The organism is Pseudomonas sp. Irchel 3E19 (genome assembly GCF_900187585.1).
Classification (GTDB): Bacteria; Pseudomonadota; Gammaproteobacteria; order Pseudomonadales; family Pseudomonadaceae; genus Aquipseudomonas; species Aquipseudomonas baetica.
Map to the genome: position 1 here is coordinate 17,573 of NZ_FYDT01000056.1, position 21,483 is coordinate 39,055.

The following is a 21,483-nucleotide window of genomic DNA, read 5'->3' on the forward strand; positions in this document are numbered from 1 at the left end:
TTCTTATAGGTCTTGTAGTGGCGCGCTGGCGCGGCGGGCGCCGAGCAGGCCGGTGACGATGACATACGTTAGCGCGGCAGCGGCAATCCCTACCAGCGGCGCGACCCACGGCGAACTGAAAGCGGCGACGGTGCCGACCCCGTAGGCCCCAAGCCCCGGCCAGTTGAACGCCGGCAGCCGTGCGTCGGCCAGCCGCGGATAATGCCCGCGCCAGCGGTAGAAGAAGTCGGCCATGATCACTCCGCCAATTGGCGGAATCACCGTGCCGAGCAGAATCAGATACGGCACCAGCATGTCGTACATGCCCAGCAAGGCGAGAAGGGTGCCGATCACCGCTCCGGCCAGGGTCACGGTTTTGCGTCGGCGGGTGCGCAACAGGTTGCAGCCGGCGACGGCGAAGTTGTAGATGGTGTTGTCCTGGGTGCTCCAGATATTGAGCAACAGCATCGCCATCGCGGCCATGGCGAAACCTTGCAACAGCAGCACTTCAACCACGTCTGGCTGTTGATAGACGATGGCGCCGTAGGCACCGATCAGCACCATCAGACCATTGCCGATGAAGAAGCCGATCAGGCTGGCCAGCACTGCGACTTTTGCCGAGCGCGAGAAGCGCGTCCAGTTGGTCGCCTGGGTCGCGCCGCTGACGAAAGTGCCGAACACCAGGGTGATCGCGGTCGACCAGTCCAGCAAGCCACTTGGCACCACGCTGAGCAATCCCTCGAAACCGCCAACCTTCACCGTCGCCACCCACATCGACAGCATCAACAGCAACATCATCGCCGGTACCGCGATGTACGAGAGAATCTCCAGCCCGCGATAACCGACATACGCCGTGGCGCAGAACACCAGGCCGAACAGCACCATCAGCCCGAGCACGGTGCCGTCACTCAACTCGAAGTATTTGCCGAGCACCACCGCGGCGGTTGCGGTGCCCCAGGCATACCAGCCGATCTGGGTGAAACCGAGGATCAGGTCGCTGAGTTTGCTGCCGACTTCACCGAAACAGAAACGGCCCATCAACACTGAATTAAGACCGCTCTTGAAAGCGATGTAACCGAGGCCTGCCGCATACAGGCCAAGCAGCAGGTTGCCGACGATGATCACCGCCATCATCTCGGCAAAACCGAACGCCACACCGAGCTTGCCGCCGGCGAACATGGTCGCGGTGAAGAACGTGAAACCGAGCAGCACCATGGCGGTGGACGCCAAGCCTTTGCGTGCATGCATCGGGACTTCGCTGAGGGGGTAATCGTTGCCGGGATCGTGCTGCGTCATGGGGCGTTCCTTGCTGAAAAGGGGAAGACGCGGAAGAGGGTTGCAGTGGTCGTGCCAAGCAGATAATTGCCGGTATATATAGATGAAACAGCGAATCTCGGCGCGAAACCGGTGCACCTTTCGAAACCCAGGCCCTATCAAGGAGCTGCCGAAGGCTGCGATCTTTTGTTCGTGTTTTTATAAATCAAGAAATCGCAGTTCCTACAGCGAGTAATGGTGTCGGGTCAGGGACGCGCGGCAGAGCGCCAACTCGTCATCGCTATTTCGACCCTTGCCATTGAGAGCAATCTGTCGCGTCGCGTTCTTGTTGTTCGAAGTTATCGAAGTAAGTTTGTTTGTCTAAAAGTTATTGATTATTTCGGTAATTGTTTGTGGTGGGTTGCTTTTGGTTTTTGCAAAAGGATCGGTTAGTTTGTTTTAACTCTGTTTGTCGAGAAGTGGCTGATTTGATTGTTTGTGAAGTCTGGGCGTGTCTTGATTGTTTTTTTTAAAATTATTGCTCTTGGGGAATTTGCGGATGTCTGAAGAATTCATTGCGTTGTCTGAAAGTCTGGAATGGCGGGAACTTGTTCGCCCCTTGGAACTTGAGACGGCTCTGGCTGCATTTAAGGGGTCCGAGCACTACGAGGCAGCACTCAGGTATCACGAAGGCGCACTTTCGCAGGAAACTTCGCAAGGCATGCTCCAGGCCGTCAGCCTGTTGAAGGAAACGCTGCAGACATTGGGGCGTGATCAGGCCAGCGTTGTTTTTGGCAACCTTTTTGAAAAAGTCGAGAAGTACCATCAGCGTTTGCAGAACACGGTATCGATTACCGCAAAGGAAGTGCCTGGGCACATGCACTTTGTCTGGGTGGGGGGCGCCATGTTCGGCGCCAACCAACGTGATTACTTCAACATCTGGAAAGCTCGGACACCCAAGCACCTTACCTTCAGCATCTGGTACGACCCGCAAGCGTTAATGGCTTTTGACGTCAGCCGCACCATCATCCAGGCGGCAAAGGCCGATGCCATGCTGGCAGGTGGGGATCAAACGGTCTCCAGAGCAGCGCTCATCCGGTTGTATGAGAAGCGCCTGGCGGTTTTGCGGCGGCAGGCGTTCGAATTCATCCAGCAAGCGCAGTTGCGCGGGCTCGCCCCTGATGAGGCGCGGATCGAGTTGCTGGTTCAGGCGTATGGTCAAGACCGTGCGCAACTCCAGGCCGCAAGAACCCGGTATCTGCAAAGTCATCTGGACATGGCCGATGACCGTGTGCGGTTGCGCAACGCCCGTGAAGAGTTTCAGTCGCACGCCCTGTGGTCTGCGTACGATCGCGAAATTTCCTTGAGAGGCAACTTTGCGGCCGCCTCGGATATCGTCCGTCTGCAAGCTGTGTATCAGGAGGGCGGTACTTACAGCGATCTGGATTACTTGCCGCCACTGGTCGATGAAATGGGCGGTGTCAATATTTCGAAGCTTAGCAGGGAGGCGCGAAGTGGTGTTTTGCAGTTAGTGCTCGATTACAATAAGCAATTGATGCCGGGGCGGGACAAAAGTCAATATCGAGACTTGTTGAGACATATTCCGGCAGAAAACCTGGCGGCGCTGGAAGTTTTTGCCAAGAGCTCTCCCAGGCCCGATCAAGTGTTTGCACCTGTGGTCGGCCAAACCACTTCGCTTGATGTATTGGGCCTGGGCTCACCCTATTCGACTGATGTAGTTGGACAGACTCCGAGCTTGATGAATGCCTTTATGGTTACGCATCCGGAAGGCGGAATGACCCTTTCCACACTAAATTTGATTCGTTATTACTACGACGTGATCGAGTCCGTGGAACGGGAGTTGGACAAGAAGGGCTTGACGTGGGGGGATGATGAAATTCTCAGTATTACTCCAGACAAGGTGCGTGAGACCGATTTACCGTTTGCGGGGGAAGCGCAAAAGCGGATCCTGTCTAAATTTGAGAGAAACATTATTGCCGCCATTGTGACGTACCACCATGACGGCGTTGTACCCGGAGCAGACGGAACCATCACGTTGACGGGCCCCGGGGCGGTGCTGATGGGGGCGGAGCTTTTCGCGGCACTTCAATACACGAATCTCAAAGCCATGAAAGTCAAGGAGTTGCAGTACATAAAGAACGGCTATAACACACAAACCGAGGAAGAACTGATCAGTGGCTGGAAACAGCGCGACGTCTCCGACGCCGAGTGGATCAAGAACGAGCAGAACGCCTGGCGCGACGGCAAGTTCAAGGCCCGCTACCAAGCCAATCTGCAAGACTTGCTCAAGTCGGGCAACATCCTGACGTTCAAGCGCGGCTGGCCTGTCGTTGAGGGCAAACCCGTCATGCTGACTAGCATCTTGCAGCGGCTGATCGATGACTTGGGCGAGCCGTTCATTCGCGCCATGGCTGACAAGCTCAGCGGTGACGTGGTTTTCGACAGGAACGTGCATCTGGGGTATGACGAGCGCCAGCAGGTCATCAACCAGGCGGCCAGCGAGGCGCCGCTGTCTGTCGGCGCACAGCATTCGAGCAACCTCAACGAACTCTTGACTCACCTGGAGCGCGGCTCACTGCCGATTGAACAGATAAGTCCTTTGCAACGGGTGGTGGTCGGTGGCTTGTTCGGCGCCGAAAGCCTGGATGTCGCAGGCTTTGCCGACGCCTGGCAAGCGGCCCGGGACCTGGCCAGAGCAACCGCCGATGGCGGCGTGTTCGCTCGCTATGCCGCGCTGGAAAAATGGTTGCAGCAGCGTCAGGCGCCAGCCTTTCAGGCGGCGCTCGCACAGCCCGCCAAACCGGGCAATCAGACGGCCCGCGAGCTCAAGGCGCTGGCGTTGTCCGACCTGCTGACCCTGAACCAATGGGGCCGGCAGATCGCGCAAATCAACACCACGGCGCAATGGGAATACCGCACCCAGATCCTCAAGCGCGCTGCCCCGGTACGTGAGCAGTTCTTCAAGGCCGGTGCGCTGTCGGCCCGACAGCTGCCTCAGGCATTGCTGATGCGCACGGCCGGTGATCCCGGTCGGCGTTGTTACCCGTTGGCGCTGCTCATGGCGGCTGCGTTAAGCCGTGGCGAAAGTGCCGAGCGCGCTGTCATCGGCAGGATCGCCAATGCCAATCTGGCGCCACAGGAGAACGACTCGCGGGCACTGCTGTTGGCGCTGGATGAACTGCGCGACGTGCGCATGAGCGACGTAGGTGCGCCGTTGGGTGAGCAGAGTCTGCAAGCGATTGTGCGTGATCTGGAAGCGAAAGCAGACTCCAGTGTCTTGTTGCTCGATACCGGCAGTCATGCGCTGTTGGTGACCAAGGTCGTGACCGCTGACAGCACGGCTTACCGCTTCTTCGAACCGAACTTTGCGGTGTATGGCTTCGCTCAGGGTTCGTTGTTGCAACAAGGCATCGAGGGTTACCTGTCGCGGGACGGCGGTGAGCTGGCGAGGTTGTATGGCCTGGCTGATGCCACCGACTTGCGCTTCAACGTCATCGAATTGAATACGGCGGCCATCGCCGATCACGTACTCACCTCGAGTCTGCAGGTGAGCAGTTTGCTGCAGAACACACCGCTTGCGGGGGGGCAGTCCGTCAATGTATGGGAGGCGCAATCCGCGCTACGTGGCCGCTCGCTCTCAGAAAACGCGCGGATGGGTGACAGTCTGGTGCAACTGGATGCGCGCAACCTGGTGCGTGAGTTTGATCTGGCGACCGGCCAGCTGCGTCGCGAGCACTCGTTGGGCACTGAATACCTGCCACTGCTCGAAACGCTCCAGACCGCAGCCGACAACCTCTCTACGCTGACGATGGTGGACGCCGGCAACCCAGCGAAGCGCATCAACGTCACCACCCGCGACACGCGGTTCAGCAAGCTCAAGAAAAATATTCAGCGTCTGGTTGAGGCCGTCGCCGGCAAGGGCGGCAGTCCGGGTGAGAGCGATGGTGGCAGTCGCCTGAGCTTCGCCTTCGCCATCCAGACACTGGTGACAGAGATGCGCAGCCGCGAGTATCAGGCGAAAAACGCGTCGCTGCCGGCGCTCACCGTCGCCTTGCAGATTCAGGTTTATGTGAGTTACGCGCAACTGGCCTATGGCGTTGCGATGGATTCGGTGCAGATCATCAATCTGGTGCGCCAGGTCGCGGCCAGCGAACAAGCGCTGGCGAGGCAAACAACGTCACTCTCGGGGCGTTTGCTGGGGCGTGGAGGGGCCGCGACCGGGATTGTTTTTTCATTGGCTAATATCGGCTTCGATATTTACGGTCTGAGCGTGGCCGACAATGACGAACAACGCTCGCGGCTCACCACTCAATTGGCATTTGATGTGGCGGCGCTGGGCCTTGACGTGGCCGCATTGGCCGTTGGCGGCACGCTGGGGGCGGCGGCGTCGTTTCTGTCTGTGCCGTTATTGGGGATCGGCATCGGGGTCACCGCCATTGCCAGCAATCTGGGGCAAATCAGCGACAAGGCCCGGGCTGTCGGTCGGCATCTGTTCGATATTCACGAGGCCTATGGGCCTGAGGGCTGCAAGCGTCAGGACGGGGTATTACAGTTCGCCGTCGAAGCGGTCATTACCGAACTTGATTTGCGCGAGCGTCGGGTCCGGTTCGATAGTCAGAAGTTCTTCGCTACTGAGTTCGCGTCGGTGGGGCTGCCTACCTACAGTGGGGAGGCAAAGGACCTGCATCGGGCCATCAACATTCGCGAGGCAATGTCCCGGCTGGACACCCTGGAATTTGGTAACGAAGGCGAACGGGATATCCATGCCGTTGTACTGCCGTGCACGCCGATCTGTTACTACGGTTACGAGTATCAGTTGGGTTCTTCCGGTTTTGCCCCGGACGATGATCTTTATGACCGCCTGAGAAACTACCAAGCGGTTTACGAAGGTGCGCCCGCGCCTGAGGTTGGCCTGGAAGGGGGGGTAAGGACTTCGTATCCAAACATACTGGATGCCTGGAAAGAGTTGCTGGAGTTTCCCTGGGTGGCTAAAGGAGAGCAGCGCTTTCAGTTTTTTTCCACCGCGCCATTCCCGCATATCCTCTACAAGCTCCTCCCGGTCAATAAACCCACGCACATCAGCGTGAAACTGGACGCCCATGCCCGTTATCTGGTGGTGCCAGAACTACCGAAGCAATGGCAGCAGTTATTGAGTTACGACATCGCTGCTGAAAACGGTTTGTATCAACTCACGCTGACGCCAGGAATCGTTTCCGTGCATTTGTCGCAGTGGCTACCCGTCGGCGTCGAGTCATTGAATCTGTGGAAGAACGCGGTCAGTTGGGTGATCAAGGCGCCGTGGGCAATCGAGCGGCAGGTCCGCTTCGAAGGCGATACGCTGATCATCGATGGCATCCGGGTCACGGGGTTCTCCGGCCATCTGCAGCTCAGCGACGGCGAACTGTTCCAGTTCGACTCCGGGAAAAAAGCCTGGCAGTTGCAGTCGGTCACGCTGAGTAAAGTCGATGGCGAGCACGACGCGCAATCGCCGATCGCCGAGCTGAGCAGCGTTACCGCACGCTTGCGTGCGCTGGCGCTGGCCAACCGCCTGGCCAGCGCCTATGTGCCTGTCCATAACTTTCTCGTCCCGTTCAATGATGCGTCCGATGTGCAATACACCAACGCTTACTACGACGTGGCAGCAGACCGCATGTTGTATGTACGCAACCTGCCTGCCGCCTTGCGTGAGGGCATCGTCCTGGGCGCCGCCTCAACCCTGCAGGCGTGGTTCTATCATCCCGAGCACGCGACCGTCTGGCGCGTCGATGTCAGCACCGGCCTCGTCCGGCATGCCTACCGCCTGCTGAGTCCGCGCAAGGGCTCGACGATCCTTGCGTGCGAGTTGAGCGCTGACGGCCAACTGCGTGTCGTGCAGGAAAAGATCAGTGAGGAGCAGAACCGCTTCACCCTGGAATATCTGATCGCGGAGGACACGGTCACCTTCGTCCACCTCAATGCCTTCCTGGATGAGTGGCGTGAAGACATGGTGGAAGTGGATTACTGGAAAGCGCCGCTGCGCCGCTTCATCCTGCCCGATGAAAAGCTCGGCGATTTGACTGCCATGAACGTCCCCATGAGTACATGGACATCCGCGCCATTTGTAGGATTGCGCGCGCATTTGCAGGGCCAGAGCGCGTTCTCCGGCTGGGTACGCTTGAGTGACGACCGGTTCTACTCGAATGACTCCGAACCTGCGCAAAAAATCATGCTGATGTGGGCATCGCAGGACAATGACGCCGCGCTGTTCTTCGACATGGATAACCAGACGCTGACGAGTGAATTTGCCTGGTCCGAAGAGCTTCCCTACATACCCGCCGAAACCCTCGCCACAGAGGTCGCCGAAGTCACTCACTCGGCGGGGCGCTACTTCATGACCAAGACCAATGGCCAGATGTTCGAAATCGATAAGGACGGTGTGTTGACGTTTATCGGTGTCGGCAAGCGATGGCTCGAACTTCACCCGGACTGGGTCAACGCGCTGCCAATATTGGTTGTCGAGCACGGCAAGCGACCTTTCCCGGTGATCGGCTTGTCTGACTTCAGCGAAAGCGCCTTGCTCGCGGTCTGGAGCTGCAATGACAGGTTACTGCTCAGCGAGGCCGGGCTTGGCAAAGAGCTGGCGTTACTGGGGTTGACCCCGGATGGCGAAGCCGGGTGGTTGTTCGATATCGAGGCCGGGCAAGTCTACCGGCAGCCGTTGAGTTCGCTGGCGTCTGCGCGTGACGCGTTCGCCGGCGGCACGCGGCTGCGCTATCCGCAGCGGCTACCAGCGGCGCAGAAGGTCTGGTCCGAGTGGTCGTTTGTCGAGGTCATCACTGACGGGCAAGGGATGTTGGGACGTACCCGTGAGGGCGTCAACCTTGCGCTGACCGACCAACAGCCGGCCCGCATTGTCAGTGTGGAAAATTACTGGGCTCAAGCTGATCAGGGCGGTTTGTCGCTGCAGGCACGTCTGAAGAATCTGCTGGCAGGCCATGCCCACGCAGCGGTGCTACCGGTTAAAAACCTCGGTAGCAGCTACACGTACTATGTTGCCGAACAGGATCAGTTGCTTGAGGTGCAAGCGCGACAGGACGGGCAGTGGTCGGCGTTTCTGGGAGTGCAAAACTCGACGCAACCGCTGTTGTTCGATCCGGTGGATGGCGTGGTCTTCAATCGGGATTCAATGACCCCGATCCGGCTCACAGACAGTCAGGCGACCCGGCAAAGCGAGGTGCTCACGCTGGAAAGTGCCAGCGAGGTCAGTGACCTGCAGACATTGCTGCTTGAGGGGATCGATACCTTGATTCTGGCGTTCGGCGCAGCGACGCAGAGCTGCCATGTGTCGGAGCAGGTATGGCAACGTCTCGACTGCCTGGTGGTTGATCGCCGGCACACCTCAGAGGGTTCGTTGTCCGTCGAACACACACTGGTGCTGGACATGGCTGACAGGGAACGCTTGTTGTTGTCGCAGGCGCTGGGGCATTTGTTGCTGATCGACCCGGACAGCGCCCATACCCTGATCGTCCGGGACAACGACCCGCTGGATGAGCAGCGCATACCGATGTATTTGAGCATCAGTAGCGAGGGCCAGGTTCACAGGGTGAGTATCGAGCAGTTGCTGGGCGCCTTGAAGACACACGCGCACGGTGTAATCGAACTGAAGGAGGTTCTCGAGTCACTCGCCGATTGACCCCGGAAGGGCGCAGTAGCGATTGAAAAAGGGTCGTGGGCATTGGCTGCTCACGACCCTTTGTGTTTATTCGCCGCGATAGATGCAACCGCTGGTGCAGGTCTCGTGAATGCGGATCGCGCTGAGTTCCGGCAGCAGTGGCTTCATTTCATTCCAGATGAATTTGGCCAGCACTTCACTGGTCGGGTTTTCCAGGCCGGGAATGTCGTTCAGGTAATTGTGATCCAGACGCTCGTAGAGCGGCTTGAAAATCGCCTTGATCTCCGAGAAGTCGCGGATCCAGCCAGTGTGCGGATCGAGGTCGCCGCTCAGGTGAAGCGCCACTTTGAACGAGTGACCGTGCAGACGCCCGCACTTGTGGCCGTCCGGGACGTGCGGCAGGCGGTGGGCGGATTCGAAGGTAAACTCTTTGAAGATTTCCACAGTGTTTTCGGCTCTGTTCAGATGGCGTTCGCCGCAGCGATTCGGGCAGGCGGCGAGTTTATCAGCTTGTGTTTGGCCGTGCTGACTAAAGGGTCAGCAAGCGCTCGGCGAGGCGACCGTTGGCAGTCAGTTCGAGGAATTCGTCGCCCAGTCGCCGGCTCTCGTCCATTGCCGCGTGCCAGTATTTCTGCCGGCTCGGCGCATCACCCATGAAGCGTTTGAAGTCGTTGCGGTCAGGCAGTTTGCCGTAGGGCAGGCGCCCCAGATATTCCTTTGAGGGCGCGAGCAACAGCACATCCTGCAGGCGCTCCACTGAGGCGCGGCGCCATGGCAGGGTCTTGTCGAACCAGCCCGGAATCACCCGGTCGGTGAAGTGCGGATAGAGCACGATGCCGTCGCCGCTGTAAGGCAAGTCGAGGTGGTAGTCGAGCAAACCGCCATCGCGGAACGTCCCGGCCCCGGCGCCCGGCAAGTCGCGCACACCTTCCATGACCATCGGGATCGAGCCCGAGGCCAACAGCGCCTGACGCAAATTGCCGGCGTTGAGTTCGACGAAGCGCGAGGGGAAGTCGTTCAGCGCATTGACCGGTGGTGCCAGACGCGGATCGTGGATGATCAGCCGTTCAAAGTGCCGCGACAGCCGCGCACGGCCACGCAAGTTATCGGCAATCACCGAACCCAGCGCCAGCCCGAGGCGACCGCGATGATCGTCAGCGAGGCGGCCCTGGCTTTTGACCACCATGATGTTCAAGCGGTAATCGGCGTTGCTCAGGATGCTCGCGTCACGCCCGTCGAGCAGGTCGTTGAGCATGCGCTGCGAGCTCTGACTGATCTCGGCCATGGTCACGCCTTTGTTGAAATTCTGCTCGGCATACAGCTGGCCGAGACGGCGGATGCCTTCGGCAGCGTCCGGCAGGCAGGCGCTGGCGAAGCGCCAGGAACCGACCGAGGCGCCGATCAGCGAGCGCTCGCGGGGCGCACTCGGCAGCCATTCACCGAACAGCGCCAGATCCAGCCCCTGAATCCCCAGCGCCTTCGGCCCACCGGCCGCGCCGGGCAGGGTGCCGACGTCGGCAGCGTTCAGGCCCTGGGCACGTATGCGCGCCATGGCCCGAGGGCCGGCCTTGAGGGTGAGGGCGGGGAATTTGATGTGGATGGCTGTCATACCGGTCTCGATCGTTAGCAAGCGAACAATTATAGAGCCACTCTGGATCCTTGTGGGAGCGAGGTGTTGCTCTGGGTCAATGATGGCAATTCAGTTTCAGTTAAGTTCATCCCGCTAAGGTGCCCACCGTACGCAACACATAAAAATGACGGAGACACCATGAAAACCCTGACTGCCCTGTCCCTCGCCTCGATCGTTGGCCTCACCGCCAGCCTCGCTCATGCACGCGATCTGGGGCCTGATGAAGCCCTGCGTCTGCGCGACGCTGGTACTATCGTCTCCTTCGAGAAGCTCAATGCCACGGCACTGGCCAGACACCCAGGTTCAACGATCACCGAAACCGAGCTGGAAGAAGAGTACGGCAAGTACATCTACCAGGTCGAAATGCGTGATCCGCAAGGCCTGGAGTGGGATCTGGAATTAGACGCGGTCAGCGGGCAGGTTCTCAAGGATCATCAGGATACGTAATGAAGGTTAATGTTCGCGCCACCAGCCGTACCGCGTTGGCGCTTGTGATTTTCTGCTCGGCGGCGATGGCCCGCGACCTCGATCAGGACGAAGCCCTGAAGCTGCGTCAGCGCGGGGTGATTCTGCCGCTGGAGCAAGTGCTGCAGCAGGCCATGGATCGCTATCCCGGGTCGAAACTGCTGGAAGTCGAGCTGGAAGAGAAACACGACGTCTACATTTATGAAGTCGAGTTGCTGACGGCTGAGGGCGTGGCGCGTGAGCTGCACCTGAAAGCCGATACCGGCGAACTCGTGAAAGACAAGGAAGATTGATCAATGCGTTTGCTTCTGGTGGAAGACCACGTGCCGCTGGCCGACGAACTGATCGCCGGCCTGCAACGTCAAGGCTACGCGGTGGATTGGCTGGCGGACGGCCGCGACGCGGTGTATCAGGGCAGCAGCGAGCCCTATGACCTGATCATCCTCGACCTCGGTCTGCCCGGCGTGCCGGGGCTTGAGGTGCTGGCGCAGTGGCGCGCGGGCGGCTTGTCGATCCCGGTGCTGATCCTGACCGCGCGCGATTCCTGGGCCGAGCGCATCGAAGGCCTCAAGGCCGGTGCGGACGATTACCTGACCAAACCGTTTCACCCCGAAGAGCTGCACCTGCGCGTTCAGTCGCTGCTGCGTCGTTCCAAGGGGCAGGCCAATCAGACCACGCTCAAGGCTGCCGGCCTGCATCTGGACGAAGGTCGCCAGTGCGTGACCCGCGATGGCGCCGACATTCAGCTGACGGCGGCGGAATTCCGTTTGCTGCGCTATTTCATGCTGCACCCGGAACAGATCCTCTCCAAAAGCCACCTCGCCGAACACCTCTACGACGGTGAAACCGAGCGCGACTCCAACGTCCTCGAAGTCCATGTAAATCACTTGCGCCGCAAACTCGGCAAAAGCGTGATCGAAACCCGTCGCGGCCAGGGTTACCTGTTCGGCGGGCAAGCTTCGTGAGGTCGATCCAGCGCCGCTTGAGCCTGGGGTTGATCAGCGTGATGGTGGTCGTTGGCCTGGTGCTGGCACAAACCAGTCTGTGGTTGTTTGAAGTGGGTTTGCAGCGTTACCTCGAAGCCGGGCTGCGCAACGACAGCGAAAGCCTGCTGGTGGCGCTGGTCCGCGGCCCGCAAGGGTTGCAGCTGGATGAGCGACACCTGTCGCCGGCCTATCAGCGACCGTTTTCCGGGCATTATTTCCGCATCGACTTTGCCGAGAGCCACTGGCGCTCGCGCTCGTTGTGGGATCAGGGCCTGCCATTGCTGGAAACGCCCGGCCTGCACAGCAATCTGCAACTGGGGCCGGACGGTCAGCAGTTGCTGGTGCTGCGCTCGGACTATCGGCGCCTGGGCCAGTCGATCTCGATCAGCGTCGCGCAGGATTACACCCCGGTGCGCGAGAGTTTCCAGCGTATGCGCCAGATTGGCCTGGGCCTGGGGTTAGCCGGGTTGCTGCTGATTCTGTTTCTGCAACGGCTGACTGTACGTCGCGCCTTGAAGCCGCTGGAAAAGGCCCGTGAACAAATCGCCCAGTTGCAGCAGGGCCAGCGTTCACAACTCGATGATCAGGTGCCGGTGGAGCTGGAGCCGCTGGTGGCGCAGATCAACCATTTGCTCGCGCACACCGAAGACAGCCTCAAGCGTTCACGTAATGCGCTGGGCAATCTGGGCCATGCGCTGAAAACACCGTTGGCGGTGTTGTTGAGCTTGGCATCGAGCGAAAAACTCGATGGCCATCCCGAACTGCGCAAGATACTCAAGGAACAGCTGGAGCAGGTGCAGCAGCGGCTCAACCGTGAGCTGAATCGCGCACGTTTGTCCGGCGATGCGCTGCCGGGGGCGCTGTTTGATTGCGACGCGGAACTGCCGGGGCTGTTGGCGACCCTGAACATGATCCATGGCGAGCATCTGGCGTTGAGCTACGTGGCGCCGCCGGGGCTGCAACTGCCGTGGGATCGTGAGGATTTGCTGGAACTGCTCGGCAACCTGCTGGACAACGCCTGCAAATGGGCGGATGCCGAGGTGCGCTTGAGTGTGCTTGAGCGCACTGACGGCTTTGCCCTGAGCGTGGAAGATGACGGCCCGGGGATTCCCGAAGAGCAGCGTGCTCAGGTGTTCAGCCGTGGGACTCGGCTGGATGAGCAGACCCATGGGCATGGGTTGGGATTGGGGATTGTGCGCGATATCGTCGATACGTGGGGCGGGTTGCTGGTGCTGGGCGAGAGCGAGTGGGGCGGGTTGAAGGTCGTCATCGAGTTGCCCAAACGCTGATCTCCCCAACACCACAAATCCCCTGTGGGAGCGGGCTTGCTCGCGAAGGCGGTATTTCAGTCGACATCTTGATTGACTGACCCACCGCCTTCGCGAGCAAGCCCGCTCCCACATTTGATCTCGGTTGCCTGTAGGAACCGTGGGGTTAGACGCGAAACTGATCCATCAAACCCTGCTGCTGATTCGCCAGGCTGTTCAGCGACTGGCTGACCCGCGCCGACTCATTGGCCTGCCCGGACAGCGACTCCGTGACATCGCGAATCGTCGCCACGTTGTTGTTGATCTCCTCAGCCACCGCGCTCTGCTCTTCGGCGGCACTGGCAATCTGCAAGTTCATGTCGCTGATCACCGTCACCGCCTCACCGATCTGGTGCAGTGCAGTCACCGCTTGGCCAACCTGTTCAACACTGCCTTGCGCCTGACGATGGCTGTTGCCCATCGAGCCGACCACGTCCTGCGTACCGCTTTGCAATTGTTCGATCACCTGACGGGTTTCTTCCACCGACTCCTGCGTGCGTCGGGCGAGGTTGCGGACTTCGTCGGCGACCACGGCAAAACCGCGTCCGGCTTCACCGGCCCGCGCCGCTTCGATGGCCGCGTTGAGCGCCAGCAGGTTGGTCTGTTCGGCGATGGCGCGGATGGTTTCCAGCACGGCGCCGATTTTCTCGCTGTTGGCGGCCAGACCTTCGACCTGCACCATCGCTGCGCTCATGTCGGCGGCGAGGGTGTCGATGCTGGCGGTGGTGCGATCAATTACGGTCAGGCCCTGACGGGTGGCGCGATCAGCATCCTTGGCGGCTTCGGCAGCCTGGGCGGCGCTGCGGGCGACGTCCTGGGCGGTGGCGCTCATTTCGTGGGACGCGGTGGCAACCTGATCAACCTGACGGTACTGCTGCTCCATACCGGCGCTGGTCTGGGTGGCGATCGCCGAAGACTGGTCGGCAGTATCGCGTGCGTCCTGCACAGAGCGCTTCACCTCGGCGATGATCGGTTGCAACTTGTCGAGGAACTTGTTGAACCAGCCGGCCAGTTGACCGAGTTCGTCCTTCTTGTCGTAAGCCAGGCGACGGGTCAAGTCGCCTTCGCCGCTGGCGATGTCTTCCAGCATGTTGGCCACGCCGAGGATCGGTTTGGTCACGCTGCGCGCCATCAGCCATACCAGCAGCAGGCCGATCAGTGCAGCCAGCACGCCGAGGCTCAGCTCGATCAGGGTACCCGAGGTGTTGCTCGCATCCAGTTGTTGCTTGAGCGCTTCGGCGCGCGCCACCAGAACTTTTTCCGGCACGTCCAGCAACACCGCCCACGACGGGCCATCAGGAATCGGCTGGAACGGCGACAGCACTTTCAACTGGCCGTTGCTGTGCAGGCTGCTGACGCTGCTGCTGGAGGCGAGCAGGCGCAGCAGTTCGGCGCCGCTGGTGGTGTCGACGGCATCCAGACGTTTGCTCAGTTTGCTGGCGTCCGGGCTGTAACCGGCGAGCAGGCCGACCGGGCTGATGATGCTCACGGCGGTCTGGCCGTCGTAGAGCTTTTTGCTCGCACCCTGACTGATGGCTTGCAGGCTGTTGAGGTTGATGTCCACTGACAGCGAGGCAATGACCTTGCCGTTGACCATCAGCGGGAAGACGATGCTGGTCATCAGCACGTTCTGGCCGTCGATCACATAAAAGTACGGTTCGATCACGCACGGCTTGAGCGTGGTGCGCGGGCAGGTGAACCAGGCATTGGCGGCCTGACCGCTGGGGCCGGTGCTGGTGTCGCTCATGTCGCTTTCCGGCAACGCCATCGAGGTGACTTTGCCCGGGGTCGGTTGCGACCAGTACAAGGCGAAACGGCCTTTGTCGTTGCTGCCCAGTTCGGCCTGGCCGGCAAACAGTTCGTCCTTGCCGTCCAGTGCGTTGGCTTCAAACACCAGCGACAGACCGAGCAAGTCAGGGTTGGCTTGCAGGGCGGACTTGACCTGACGGGTCATGTCTTCGCGCAGGTCGAAGGCGTCGAGGAAACGCTTCTCGGCCTGTTCACGCAGGAACAGCACCTGACGCGAGAAACCGTGGCCATATTGATAGGCGTCCATGAACTGCTGGCGAATGCCCGCCGCCTGCACCTCGCCCTGGGATTCGATACGCGCTTTGGCCGATTCGCTGAGCATTTCCATGCTCGAAGCTTTCACCAGTTCAGAACTGTGCTCCATGCGGTACAGCGAAAGACCTACCAACAGGGTCACGATACCGGCCAGGCAAAGCCCGGCGAGCAGGGTGATTTTCCATTGGATGGAAAGTTGTCTGAGCGACATGGAAACATCCTTATTCGATAAATATCTGAGACTTTGCACTGTAACGGCCGCGTTTCGGCTTTCTTTATGCTGGAAACACAATAGGGCCAATTGCCGCAGTCATTGGCGCAGGGGGTAGATCGTTCCTACGCTCCGCGTGGGAATGCAGCCCCGGACGCTCTGCGTTCGATGGGAACGCGGAGCGTCCCTTGCGGCGTTACCACGCAGAGCGTGGGAACGATCATTGGCTGATTGCCGCACCCGGAATCGACCAGTCACTTTGACACCGCCGCCACTCTGCGGCACAGTGCGCGCCCTTTTAATAAGACCCTCTTTGCAAATCCGCCGGTGCTCCGTGGGCGGACTCATTCTGTCTGGCGGTGAATAGTTCACCGCAGTGTTTTTGAGGTAGTGAAATGAATGCAGTGATTGCTGCGGTCGGCGTCATGCTGATCCTCAGCCTGTCCCGCGTGCACGTGGTGATCGCCTTGATCGTCGGTGCATTGGTCGGCGGCCTGACCGGAGGCCTGGGCATCGACGCCACGCTCAAAGCGTTCAACAGCGGCTTGGGTGGTGGGGCGACGGTGGCGTTGTCCTACGCGTTGCTCGGCGCTTTCGCTGTGGCGATTGCCAAGTCCGGCTTGGCCCACGCGTTGGCCGACAGGGCGCTGGCGATGGTCGATCGTCAGCACAGCACCGGCGGTGGTAGCGTCAAATGGCTGCTGATCGGCCTGTTGTGGGTGGTGGCGATTGCCTCACAGAACATCCTGCCGATCCATATCGCGTTCATTCCGCTGCTGGTACCGCCGCTTTTATATGTGCTGACCAAGCTGCAACTGGATCGACGCCTGATCGCCTGCGTCATGACCTTCGGCCTGATTACCCCGTACATGTTTTTGCCGGTGGGCTTCGGCAACATCTTCCTCAATGAAATCCTGTTGGCCAACATTGCCCGCAGCGGCGTTGACATCAGTGGCATCAACGTTACCCACGCCATGGGGATTCCGGCGCTGGGCATGGTCTTCGGCTTGGCAATGGCCTTCATCAGTTACCGCAAGAAGCGTGTCTACGATCTGGGCAAAATCGAGCAGGTCGAGCAGGTGGCGGTGCAGTACAACCCGCTGAGCCTGATGATCGCCGGTGTGGCGATTGCCGCCGCGTTCATCGTGCAACTGCTGCTGGACTCGATGATTATCGGTGCTCTGGTCGGCTTCCTGATCTTTTCGGTGTCGGGCATCGTCAAGTGGCGCGAGACGGATGATCTCTTCACCGAAGGCATGAAGATGATGGCGATGATCGGCTTCATCATGATCGCCGCCTCCGGTTTTGCCGAAGTGATGAAGGCCACCGGTCAGGTGCAGACCCTCGTCGAGTCGTCGGCGTCGTGGATCAACCACAGCAAGGGCATCGGCGCACTGTTGATGTTGCTGGTCGGGCTGCTGGTGACCATGGGCATTGGTTCGTCTTTCTCCACGGTGCCGATTCTGGCGGCAATCTTTGTGCCGCTGTGCGTACAACTCGGTTTCAGCCCGATCGCCATCGTCTGCATCGTCGGTACCGCCGGGGCGCTGGGCGATGCCGGTTCGCCGGCTTCGGACTCGACGTTGGGCCCCACGTCCGGATTGAACATCGACGGCCAGCATCACCATATCTGGGACACCGTGGTGCCGACGTTCCTGCATTACAACCTGCCGCTGCTGGCGTTCGGCTGGGTGGCCGCGATGGTTCTGTAACCCCCCAAATCCCCTGTGGGAGCGGGCTTGCTCGCGAAGGCGTCGTTTCAGTCAGCAATTCTGTGTCTGATACACCGCTTTCGCGAGCAAGCCCGCTCCCACAGGGGCATGCAGCGTCTGCAGCTCAACTTTTGATCCGACGTGCCGTTAAAGCCTTTAACCACGCCAATAAAATCAAAAGAGTGAGCTCTCCCCATGCGTTTGAGTCTCAAGGCCAAAGTCCTGTCCCTTGCCGTCCTCCCGGTATTGCTCTTTGCGCTGGTCATCAGCCTGACCACGCTGTTTATCCTCCAGGAACAGGCGCACAAAGAGGTCGAACAGACCCGCGAACGCCTGCTCGGCGACGCCAAGGCCACTCTGCAAAGTTACGTTGCCGTGGCCATGACCACGATCAAACCGCTGTACGACGCCGCCGCCCCCGGTGATGCCGAGGCGCGCGCGCAAGCGATCAAACTGCTGTCGGGCATTCGCTACGGCAAGGACGGTTACTTCTTCGGCTACGACTCCGAGACCGTGCGCCTGTTCAAGGCCAACGATCCGGAAGGCGTGGGCAAAAGCTTCAAGGACAACCGCGACCCGAACGGCGTCTACGTCAACCTCGGCCTGGTCAAAGTGGCGAAGGACGGTACGCACTATCTGCAATACAGCTCGCCGCTGCCAGGCAACGCGCAGGTGCTGGTACCGAAACTCGGCTACACCGAATACCTGGCGAAGTGGGACATGGCGGTCGGTACCTCGGTTAACCTCGATGGCATCGAAGCGCAAGTCGCGCTGGTTGAAGCGCAGGTGCAGGAGCGTATGCAGGGCGTGATCCTCAGCATCGTCGGCGTGGCGGTGGTGGTGCTGCTGGTGATCGCGGCGGCGGGGATGCTGCTGGCCAATACCATCCTGCGTCCACTGACCCTGATGAAAGCCAACCTCGACGACATCGCGGCGGGCGAGGGCGACCTGACCCGTCGTCTGAACATCACCAGCCAGGATGAACTCGGTGAACTGGCGGGCTCGTTCAACCGTTTCGTCGACAAGATCCACGGCCTGGTGCGGCAGATCACCGAGATGACCACGCAACTGACCGGGTTGGTGACTCAAGTCTCGGATCAGGCCCAGCGTTCGGATCAAGCCATGGAGCGTCAGCGCCACGAAACCGATCAGGTCGCCACGGCGATCAACGAAATGTCCGCCGCCGCCCAGGAAGTCGCCAAGAGCGCGCAGAACGCCGCCGTCGCGGCCCAGCAGACCGATGAAGAAGGGCAGAGCGCCAAGCGTGTGGTCGCCGGCAGCATCAAACAGATTCATGCGCTGGTCGATGACATCCGCAGCAGTGGTGTGTCGCTGGACAGTTTGCAGCAGGACGTGAGTTCGATTGTCGGCGTGCTCGGGGTGATTCGTTCGATTGCCGAACAGACCAACCTGCTGGCACTGAACGCCGCGATTGAAGCCGCGCGCGCCGGCGAGGCCGGGCGCGGTTTTGCGGTGGTGGCCGATGAAGTGCGGGCATTGGCCAGTCGTACGCAGATCAGCACTCAGGAAATTCAGGGCATGATCGATCGCTTGCAGGCGGGCACGCAGTCGGCGGTGGAAGCGATGCGCCGTTCCAGTGAGGCGGGCGACGGCACCTCGCAGCAGGCCAATCAGGCCGGGGCGTCGCTGGATGCGATGGCGGAATTGATCGCGACGATTAATTCGATGAACGCGCAGATTGCCAGTGCCGCGGAAGAGCAGACGGCGGTGGCCGAAGAGATCAACCGCAGCGTGCATCAGATTGCGGTGGCGGTGGACAGCGTGGCGGATGAGACCCAGTTGGGGGCGCAGACTTCGCGAAGTCTGGCAGAGTTGGGCCAGCGACTGGGCAAGCTGGTTGGGCAGTTCCGGATCTGACGCGATTTGGAGTCCGAAGCAAAACCCTGTGGGAGCGAGCCTGCTCGCGAAAGCTGTGTGTCAGTCGCCACTGTGAGATCAGACATACGGCATTCGCGAGCAGGCTCGCTCCCACATTTGGATTTGTGTGCGACTACGGTCTGTCCCAGTAGGGCACCTCGCCGAAGCATTCGACAAAAAAATCAATCACCGTCCGCACCTTCACCGACAACCTGCGGCTCCCCGGCCACAGCACCGCAATCTGCTGCGGCTCCAGGCTGTTCGACACCTGATACTCCCTCAGCACCGGCACCAGCGTGCCTTCGCGTACCGCTTCGCCAATCAGCCATGACGGAAACATCACCAGCCCCAAACCCTGTTCGGCGGCTTGCGTCAACGTGTCGGCGTGGTTGCCGGTGATCGGGCCTTTGACTGAGTAGGGCGTCCAGTCCCCCTGACCCTGACGGAAAAACCAGCGCTGCTGGCCAGTCGCGCCTTTGTAGGCCAGGCATTGATGCTGCGCCAGATTCTCTGGCTGTTGCGGTGTGCCATGGCGTTTGAGGTAGGCGGGGCTGGCGGCGACCTGAAAGCGGTGCGGCGCCAGAATTCGCGCCTGCATGCTGGAGTCGTGCAGCGGGCCGATACGAAACAACAGATCGGCGCCTTCCTGCAACGGGTCGACGTAGTGGTCGGTTTGCTGGATATCCAGTTGCAGTTTCGGATATCGCGCGCATAACTGGCCGAGCCACGGCGTCAGATGGCGTTGGCCAAACACCACCGGGGCGTTGATTCGCACAAGGCCAGTGGGTTCGCTTTGCTGTTCCTGTAACGCCTGTTCGGCTTCTTCCAGTTGCACCAGCACCAGCCGCGCATGATGGCCAAGCATGCGCCCGGCCTCGGTCGGCGTGACCGCGCGGGTGTGGCGGTAGAGCAATTGTTGATTCAGGGCTTGTTCCATCAACTGGATCTGCCGGGAAATCGACGAGGGCGCCACGCCTTCGCGGCGGGCGACTTCGGAGAAGCTGCCGTGGTCGAGCACCGCCACAAACAGCCTGAGTGCCTTGAATCCCAGTTCATTAAGCCCGTGCATGAATCGTCCTGCTGTGCGAGTTGCGCAAAAGTGTTGTCTGGATGCTCCCATTTATCGCACAGCGGCGCCAGCCGATAATCCGCGCCATCGATTATCAGCCTGGATTTTTGTTATGCAGATGTTGGATGAGGGAAGTGTTGCGCCGCCGGTGGCCAAGCCGGGGTTGCGATTGTTGTTGCTGCCGCTGGTGATTCTGGCGGGCATGGGTTTGTCGGTCGAGGCCGGGTTGCTCGGGCCATTGGGGGTGCAGGTCGGGCATCTGTGGGCGACCTTGAGCATTTTCGGCGTGGGTTCGGCGATTCTGTTTTTGCTGCTGTTGTTCAGCGGCCCGCAACAAGGGCCGGCGTTGAACACATTGCCGCGCTGGCAGTTGATCGGCGGTTTTTTGGGGCCGATGTATGTGGTGGTGCTGACGTTGGCCACGCCGCATATCGGTATCGCCATGACGATGATCGCGATTCTGTCGGGGCAGGTGGGCAAGAGTGTGTTGATTGACCATTTCGGCTGGTTCGGCGCGGCGCGCAAGAAGGTCAACGCTGAGCGGTGGCTCGCGCTGTTGTTGATTGTTGCTGCACTTGTCTTGATTGCTCGGGGTTGATGATGAATCTGATTATTTTGTTGGCCGTGGTGGTCGCGGCAGGTGCGGTGTTGAGTGTTCAGGCGGCGATCAATGGGCGTCTGGGGGAAACCGTTGGGGTGTTGCGCAGTAGTTTGCTGACGTTTGCCGTGGGGGCGTTGGTTACCGGGTTGTTGATTCTGTTTTTTGAACCGGCCCATGCGGTGAGTTTGCTCGATGTGCCGAAATGGCAGCTCAGCGGTGCGTTGTTTGGCGTGGTGTATATGATCGTGATGGTCGGTGCGGTGCCTCGGATCGGTACGGCGGTGGCGACGGTGGCGGTGATTGTCGGGCAGCTTGGGATGGGGATGTTGATTGATAATTTTGGCTGGTTGGGGAATCCGGCGATCGATCTTTCTTCGAGTCGGATTTTGGCGATGGTTTGTTTGGGGTTGGCGTTGGTGTTTATGTATCGCAGTAGTGTTCGCTCTTCTGACTGAGTACATATCCGTTATTTTTGTTTGGGCGGCTTAGGGTTCCGCCCTGACGGCGGGTCACTTTTGGCAAACGCCCGAGAGTGTCAGATTTTTTGTGTGCGGGCTGGTAATGGCCTGCCGTTAGGCAGGCCTTCATTTCACCAGTTTGACCTGATGAATCGATCTCCGTACAAAATCGCAAACTGATTCATAGCGTTTTTCCA

Annotated in this window: 13 protein-coding genes and 3 pseudogenes; 10 read left to right on the forward strand and 6 right to left on the reverse strand. The window is 59.9% G+C overall.

What is annotated here, in order from left to right:
- Positions 1 to 3 precede the first annotated feature (3 nt).
- Positions 4 to 1,275 (reverse strand): cytosine permease, encoded by a 1,272-nt coding sequence (codB, locus tag CKW18_RS25235; RefSeq protein ID WP_095191272.1) that lies wholly within the window; start codon positions 1,273 to 1,275, stop codon positions 4 to 6.
- A 679-nt stretch (positions 1,276 to 1,954) separates the two neighbouring features.
- On the opposite strand from codB, the gene CKW18_RS25240 reads away from it, so the two are divergent.
- Positions 1,955 to 8,926 carry a TcdA/TcdB pore-forming domain-containing protein gene (locus CKW18_RS25240; RefSeq protein WP_170947322.1) on the forward strand — a complete coding sequence of 2,324 codons (6,972 nt, stop codon included), beginning with the start codon at positions 1,955 to 1,957 and terminating at the stop codon, positions 8,924 to 8,926.
- A gap of 66 nt (positions 8,927 to 8,992) precedes the next feature.
- On the opposite strand, the gene queD is transcribed toward CKW18_RS25240, so the two are convergent.
- Together queD and CKW18_RS25250 are read right to left on the reverse strand one after the other, a co-directional pair.
- A complete protein-coding gene (gene queD, locus CKW18_RS25245) occupies positions 8,993 to 9,349 on the reverse strand; it encodes a 6-carboxytetrahydropterin synthase QueD (protein ID WP_007915588.1) in 357 nt (118 codons plus the stop codon).
- Between the two features lie 85 nt (positions 9,350 to 9,434).
- Positions 9,435 to 10,514 (reverse strand): patatin-like phospholipase family protein, encoded by a 1,080-nt coding sequence (locus CKW18_RS25250; protein ID WP_095191274.1) that lies wholly within the window; start codon positions 10,512 to 10,514, stop codon positions 9,435 to 9,437.
- Between the two features lie 159 nt (positions 10,515 to 10,673).
- On the opposite strand from CKW18_RS25250, the gene CKW18_RS25255 reads away from it, so the two are divergent.
- From CKW18_RS25255 to CKW18_RS25270, 4 genes are read left to right on the forward strand one after another with little or no spacing between them, the layout of a single operon-like run.
- The gene (locus CKW18_RS25255; RefSeq protein WP_095191275.1) at positions 10,674 to 10,982 is read left to right on the forward strand and encodes a PepSY domain-containing protein; all 309 of its coding nucleotides are present in this window, start codon (positions 10,674 to 10,676) and stop codon (positions 10,980 to 10,982) included.
- The gene (locus CKW18_RS25260) at positions 10,982 to 11,293 is read left to right on the forward strand and encodes a PepSY domain-containing protein (RefSeq protein ID WP_095191276.1); all 312 of its coding nucleotides are present in this window, start codon (positions 10,982 to 10,984) and stop codon (positions 11,291 to 11,293) included. Before CKW18_RS25255 ends, CKW18_RS25260 begins: the two co-directional genes overlap by 1 nt.
- Positions 11,294 to 11,296: 3 nt before the next feature.
- Positions 11,297 to 11,965 carry a response regulator transcription factor gene (locus CKW18_RS25265; protein ID WP_095191277.1) on the forward strand — a complete coding sequence of 223 codons (669 nt, stop codon included), beginning with the start codon at positions 11,297 to 11,299 and terminating at the stop codon, positions 11,963 to 11,965.
- The gene (locus CKW18_RS25270; RefSeq protein WP_095191278.1) at positions 11,962 to 13,275 is read left to right on the forward strand and encodes a sensor histidine kinase; all 1,314 of its coding nucleotides are present in this window, start codon (positions 11,962 to 11,964) and stop codon (positions 13,273 to 13,275) included. The genes CKW18_RS25265 and CKW18_RS25270 overlap by 4 nt, the downstream gene beginning before the upstream one ends.
- Positions 13,276 to 13,420: 145 nt before the next feature.
- Here the strand turns inward: CKW18_RS25270 and CKW18_RS31570 are convergent, their stop codons facing one another.
- Together CKW18_RS31570 and CKW18_RS31575 are read right to left on the reverse strand one after the other, a co-directional pair.
- Positions 13,421 to 14,176, reverse strand: coding sequence for a methyl-accepting chemotaxis protein (locus CKW18_RS31570; protein ID WP_371857649.1), 756 nt, complete (start codon positions 14,174 to 14,176; stop codon positions 13,421 to 13,423).
- 102 nt (positions 14,177 to 14,278) lie between these two features.
- A pseudogene (locus CKW18_RS31575) lies at positions 14,279 to 15,568 on the reverse strand (HAMP domain-containing protein); the annotation flags it as partial.
- Positions 15,569 to 15,963: 395 nt separating this feature from the next.
- Between CKW18_RS31575 and CKW18_RS25280 the strand changes: the two are divergent.
- The 3 genes and pseudogenes from CKW18_RS25280 to CKW18_RS31585 all read left to right on the forward strand — a co-directional run.
- A complete protein-coding gene (locus tag CKW18_RS25280; RefSeq protein WP_095191280.1) occupies positions 15,964 to 17,280 on the forward strand; it encodes a Na+/H+ antiporter family protein in 1,317 nt (438 codons plus the stop codon).
- A gap of 195 nt (positions 17,281 to 17,475) precedes the next feature.
- Positions 17,476 to 18,252 (forward strand): annotated as a pseudogene (locus CKW18_RS31580) (cache domain-containing protein); the annotation flags it as partial.
- A gap of 312 nt (positions 18,253 to 18,564) precedes the next feature.
- A pseudogene (locus CKW18_RS31585) lies at positions 18,565 to 19,158 on the forward strand (methyl-accepting chemotaxis protein); the annotation flags it as partial.
- Between the two features lie 133 nt (positions 19,159 to 19,291).
- Here the strand turns inward: CKW18_RS31585 and CKW18_RS25290 are convergent.
- On the reverse strand, positions 19,292 to 20,227 hold the full coding sequence (locus CKW18_RS25290) for a LysR family transcriptional regulator (RefSeq protein WP_095191282.1): 936 nt from the start codon (positions 20,225 to 20,227) through the stop codon (positions 19,292 to 19,294).
- 112 nt (positions 20,228 to 20,339) lie between these two features.
- Here CKW18_RS25290 and CKW18_RS25295 point away from each other — a divergent pair, with 112 nt between their 5' ends.
- Together CKW18_RS25295 and CKW18_RS25300 are read left to right on the forward strand one after the other, a co-directional pair.
- Positions 20,340 to 20,825 (forward strand): DMT family transporter, encoded by a 486-nt coding sequence (locus CKW18_RS25295; protein ID WP_095191283.1) that lies wholly within the window; start codon positions 20,340 to 20,342, stop codon positions 20,823 to 20,825.
- Positions 20,825 to 21,283 (forward strand): DMT family transporter, encoded by a 459-nt coding sequence (locus tag CKW18_RS25300; RefSeq protein ID WP_095191284.1) that lies wholly within the window; start codon positions 20,825 to 20,827, stop codon positions 21,281 to 21,283. The genes CKW18_RS25295 and CKW18_RS25300 overlap by 1 nt, the downstream gene beginning before the upstream one ends.
- Positions 21,284 to 21,483: the final 200 nt, after the last annotated feature.

Bases quoted from the DNA above. Each gene is read 5' to 3' on its own strand.
- CKW18_RS25280 (WP_095191280.1), top strand. From the start codon at position 15,964: ATGAATGCAGTGATTGCTGCGGTCGGCGTCATGCTGATCCTCAGCCTG.
- codB (WP_095191272.1), bottom strand. From the start codon at position 1,275: ATGACGCAGCACGATCCCGGCAACGATTACCCCCTCAGCGAAGTCCCG.
- CKW18_RS25265 (WP_095191277.1), top strand. From the start codon at position 11,297: ATGCGTTTGCTTCTGGTGGAAGACCACGTGCCGCTGGCCGACGAACTG.
- CKW18_RS31570 (WP_371857649.1), bottom strand. From the start codon at position 14,176: ATGGAGCAGCAGTACCGTCAGGTTGATCAGGTTGCCACCGCGTCCCAC.
- CKW18_RS25250 (WP_095191274.1), bottom strand. From the start codon at position 10,514: ATGACAGCCATCCACATCAAATTCCCCGCCCTCACCCTCAAGGCCGGC.
- CKW18_RS25255 (WP_095191275.1), top strand. From the start codon at position 10,674: ATGAAAACCCTGACTGCCCTGTCCCTCGCCTCGATCGTTGGCCTCACC.
- CKW18_RS25300 (WP_095191284.1), top strand. From the start codon at position 20,825: ATGATGAATCTGATTATTTTGTTGGCCGTGGTGGTCGCGGCAGGTGCG.
- CKW18_RS25290 (WP_095191282.1), bottom strand. From the start codon at position 20,227: ATGCACGGGCTTAATGAACTGGGATTCAAGGCACTCAGGCTGTTTGTG.
- CKW18_RS25295 (WP_095191283.1), top strand. From the start codon at position 20,340: ATGCAGATGTTGGATGAGGGAAGTGTTGCGCCGCCGGTGGCCAAGCCG.
- CKW18_RS25240 (WP_170947322.1), top strand. From the start codon at position 1,955: ATGCTCCAGGCCGTCAGCCTGTTGAAGGAAACGCTGCAGACATTGGGG.
- CKW18_RS25260 (WP_095191276.1), top strand. From the start codon at position 10,982: ATGAAGGTTAATGTTCGCGCCACCAGCCGTACCGCGTTGGCGCTTGTG.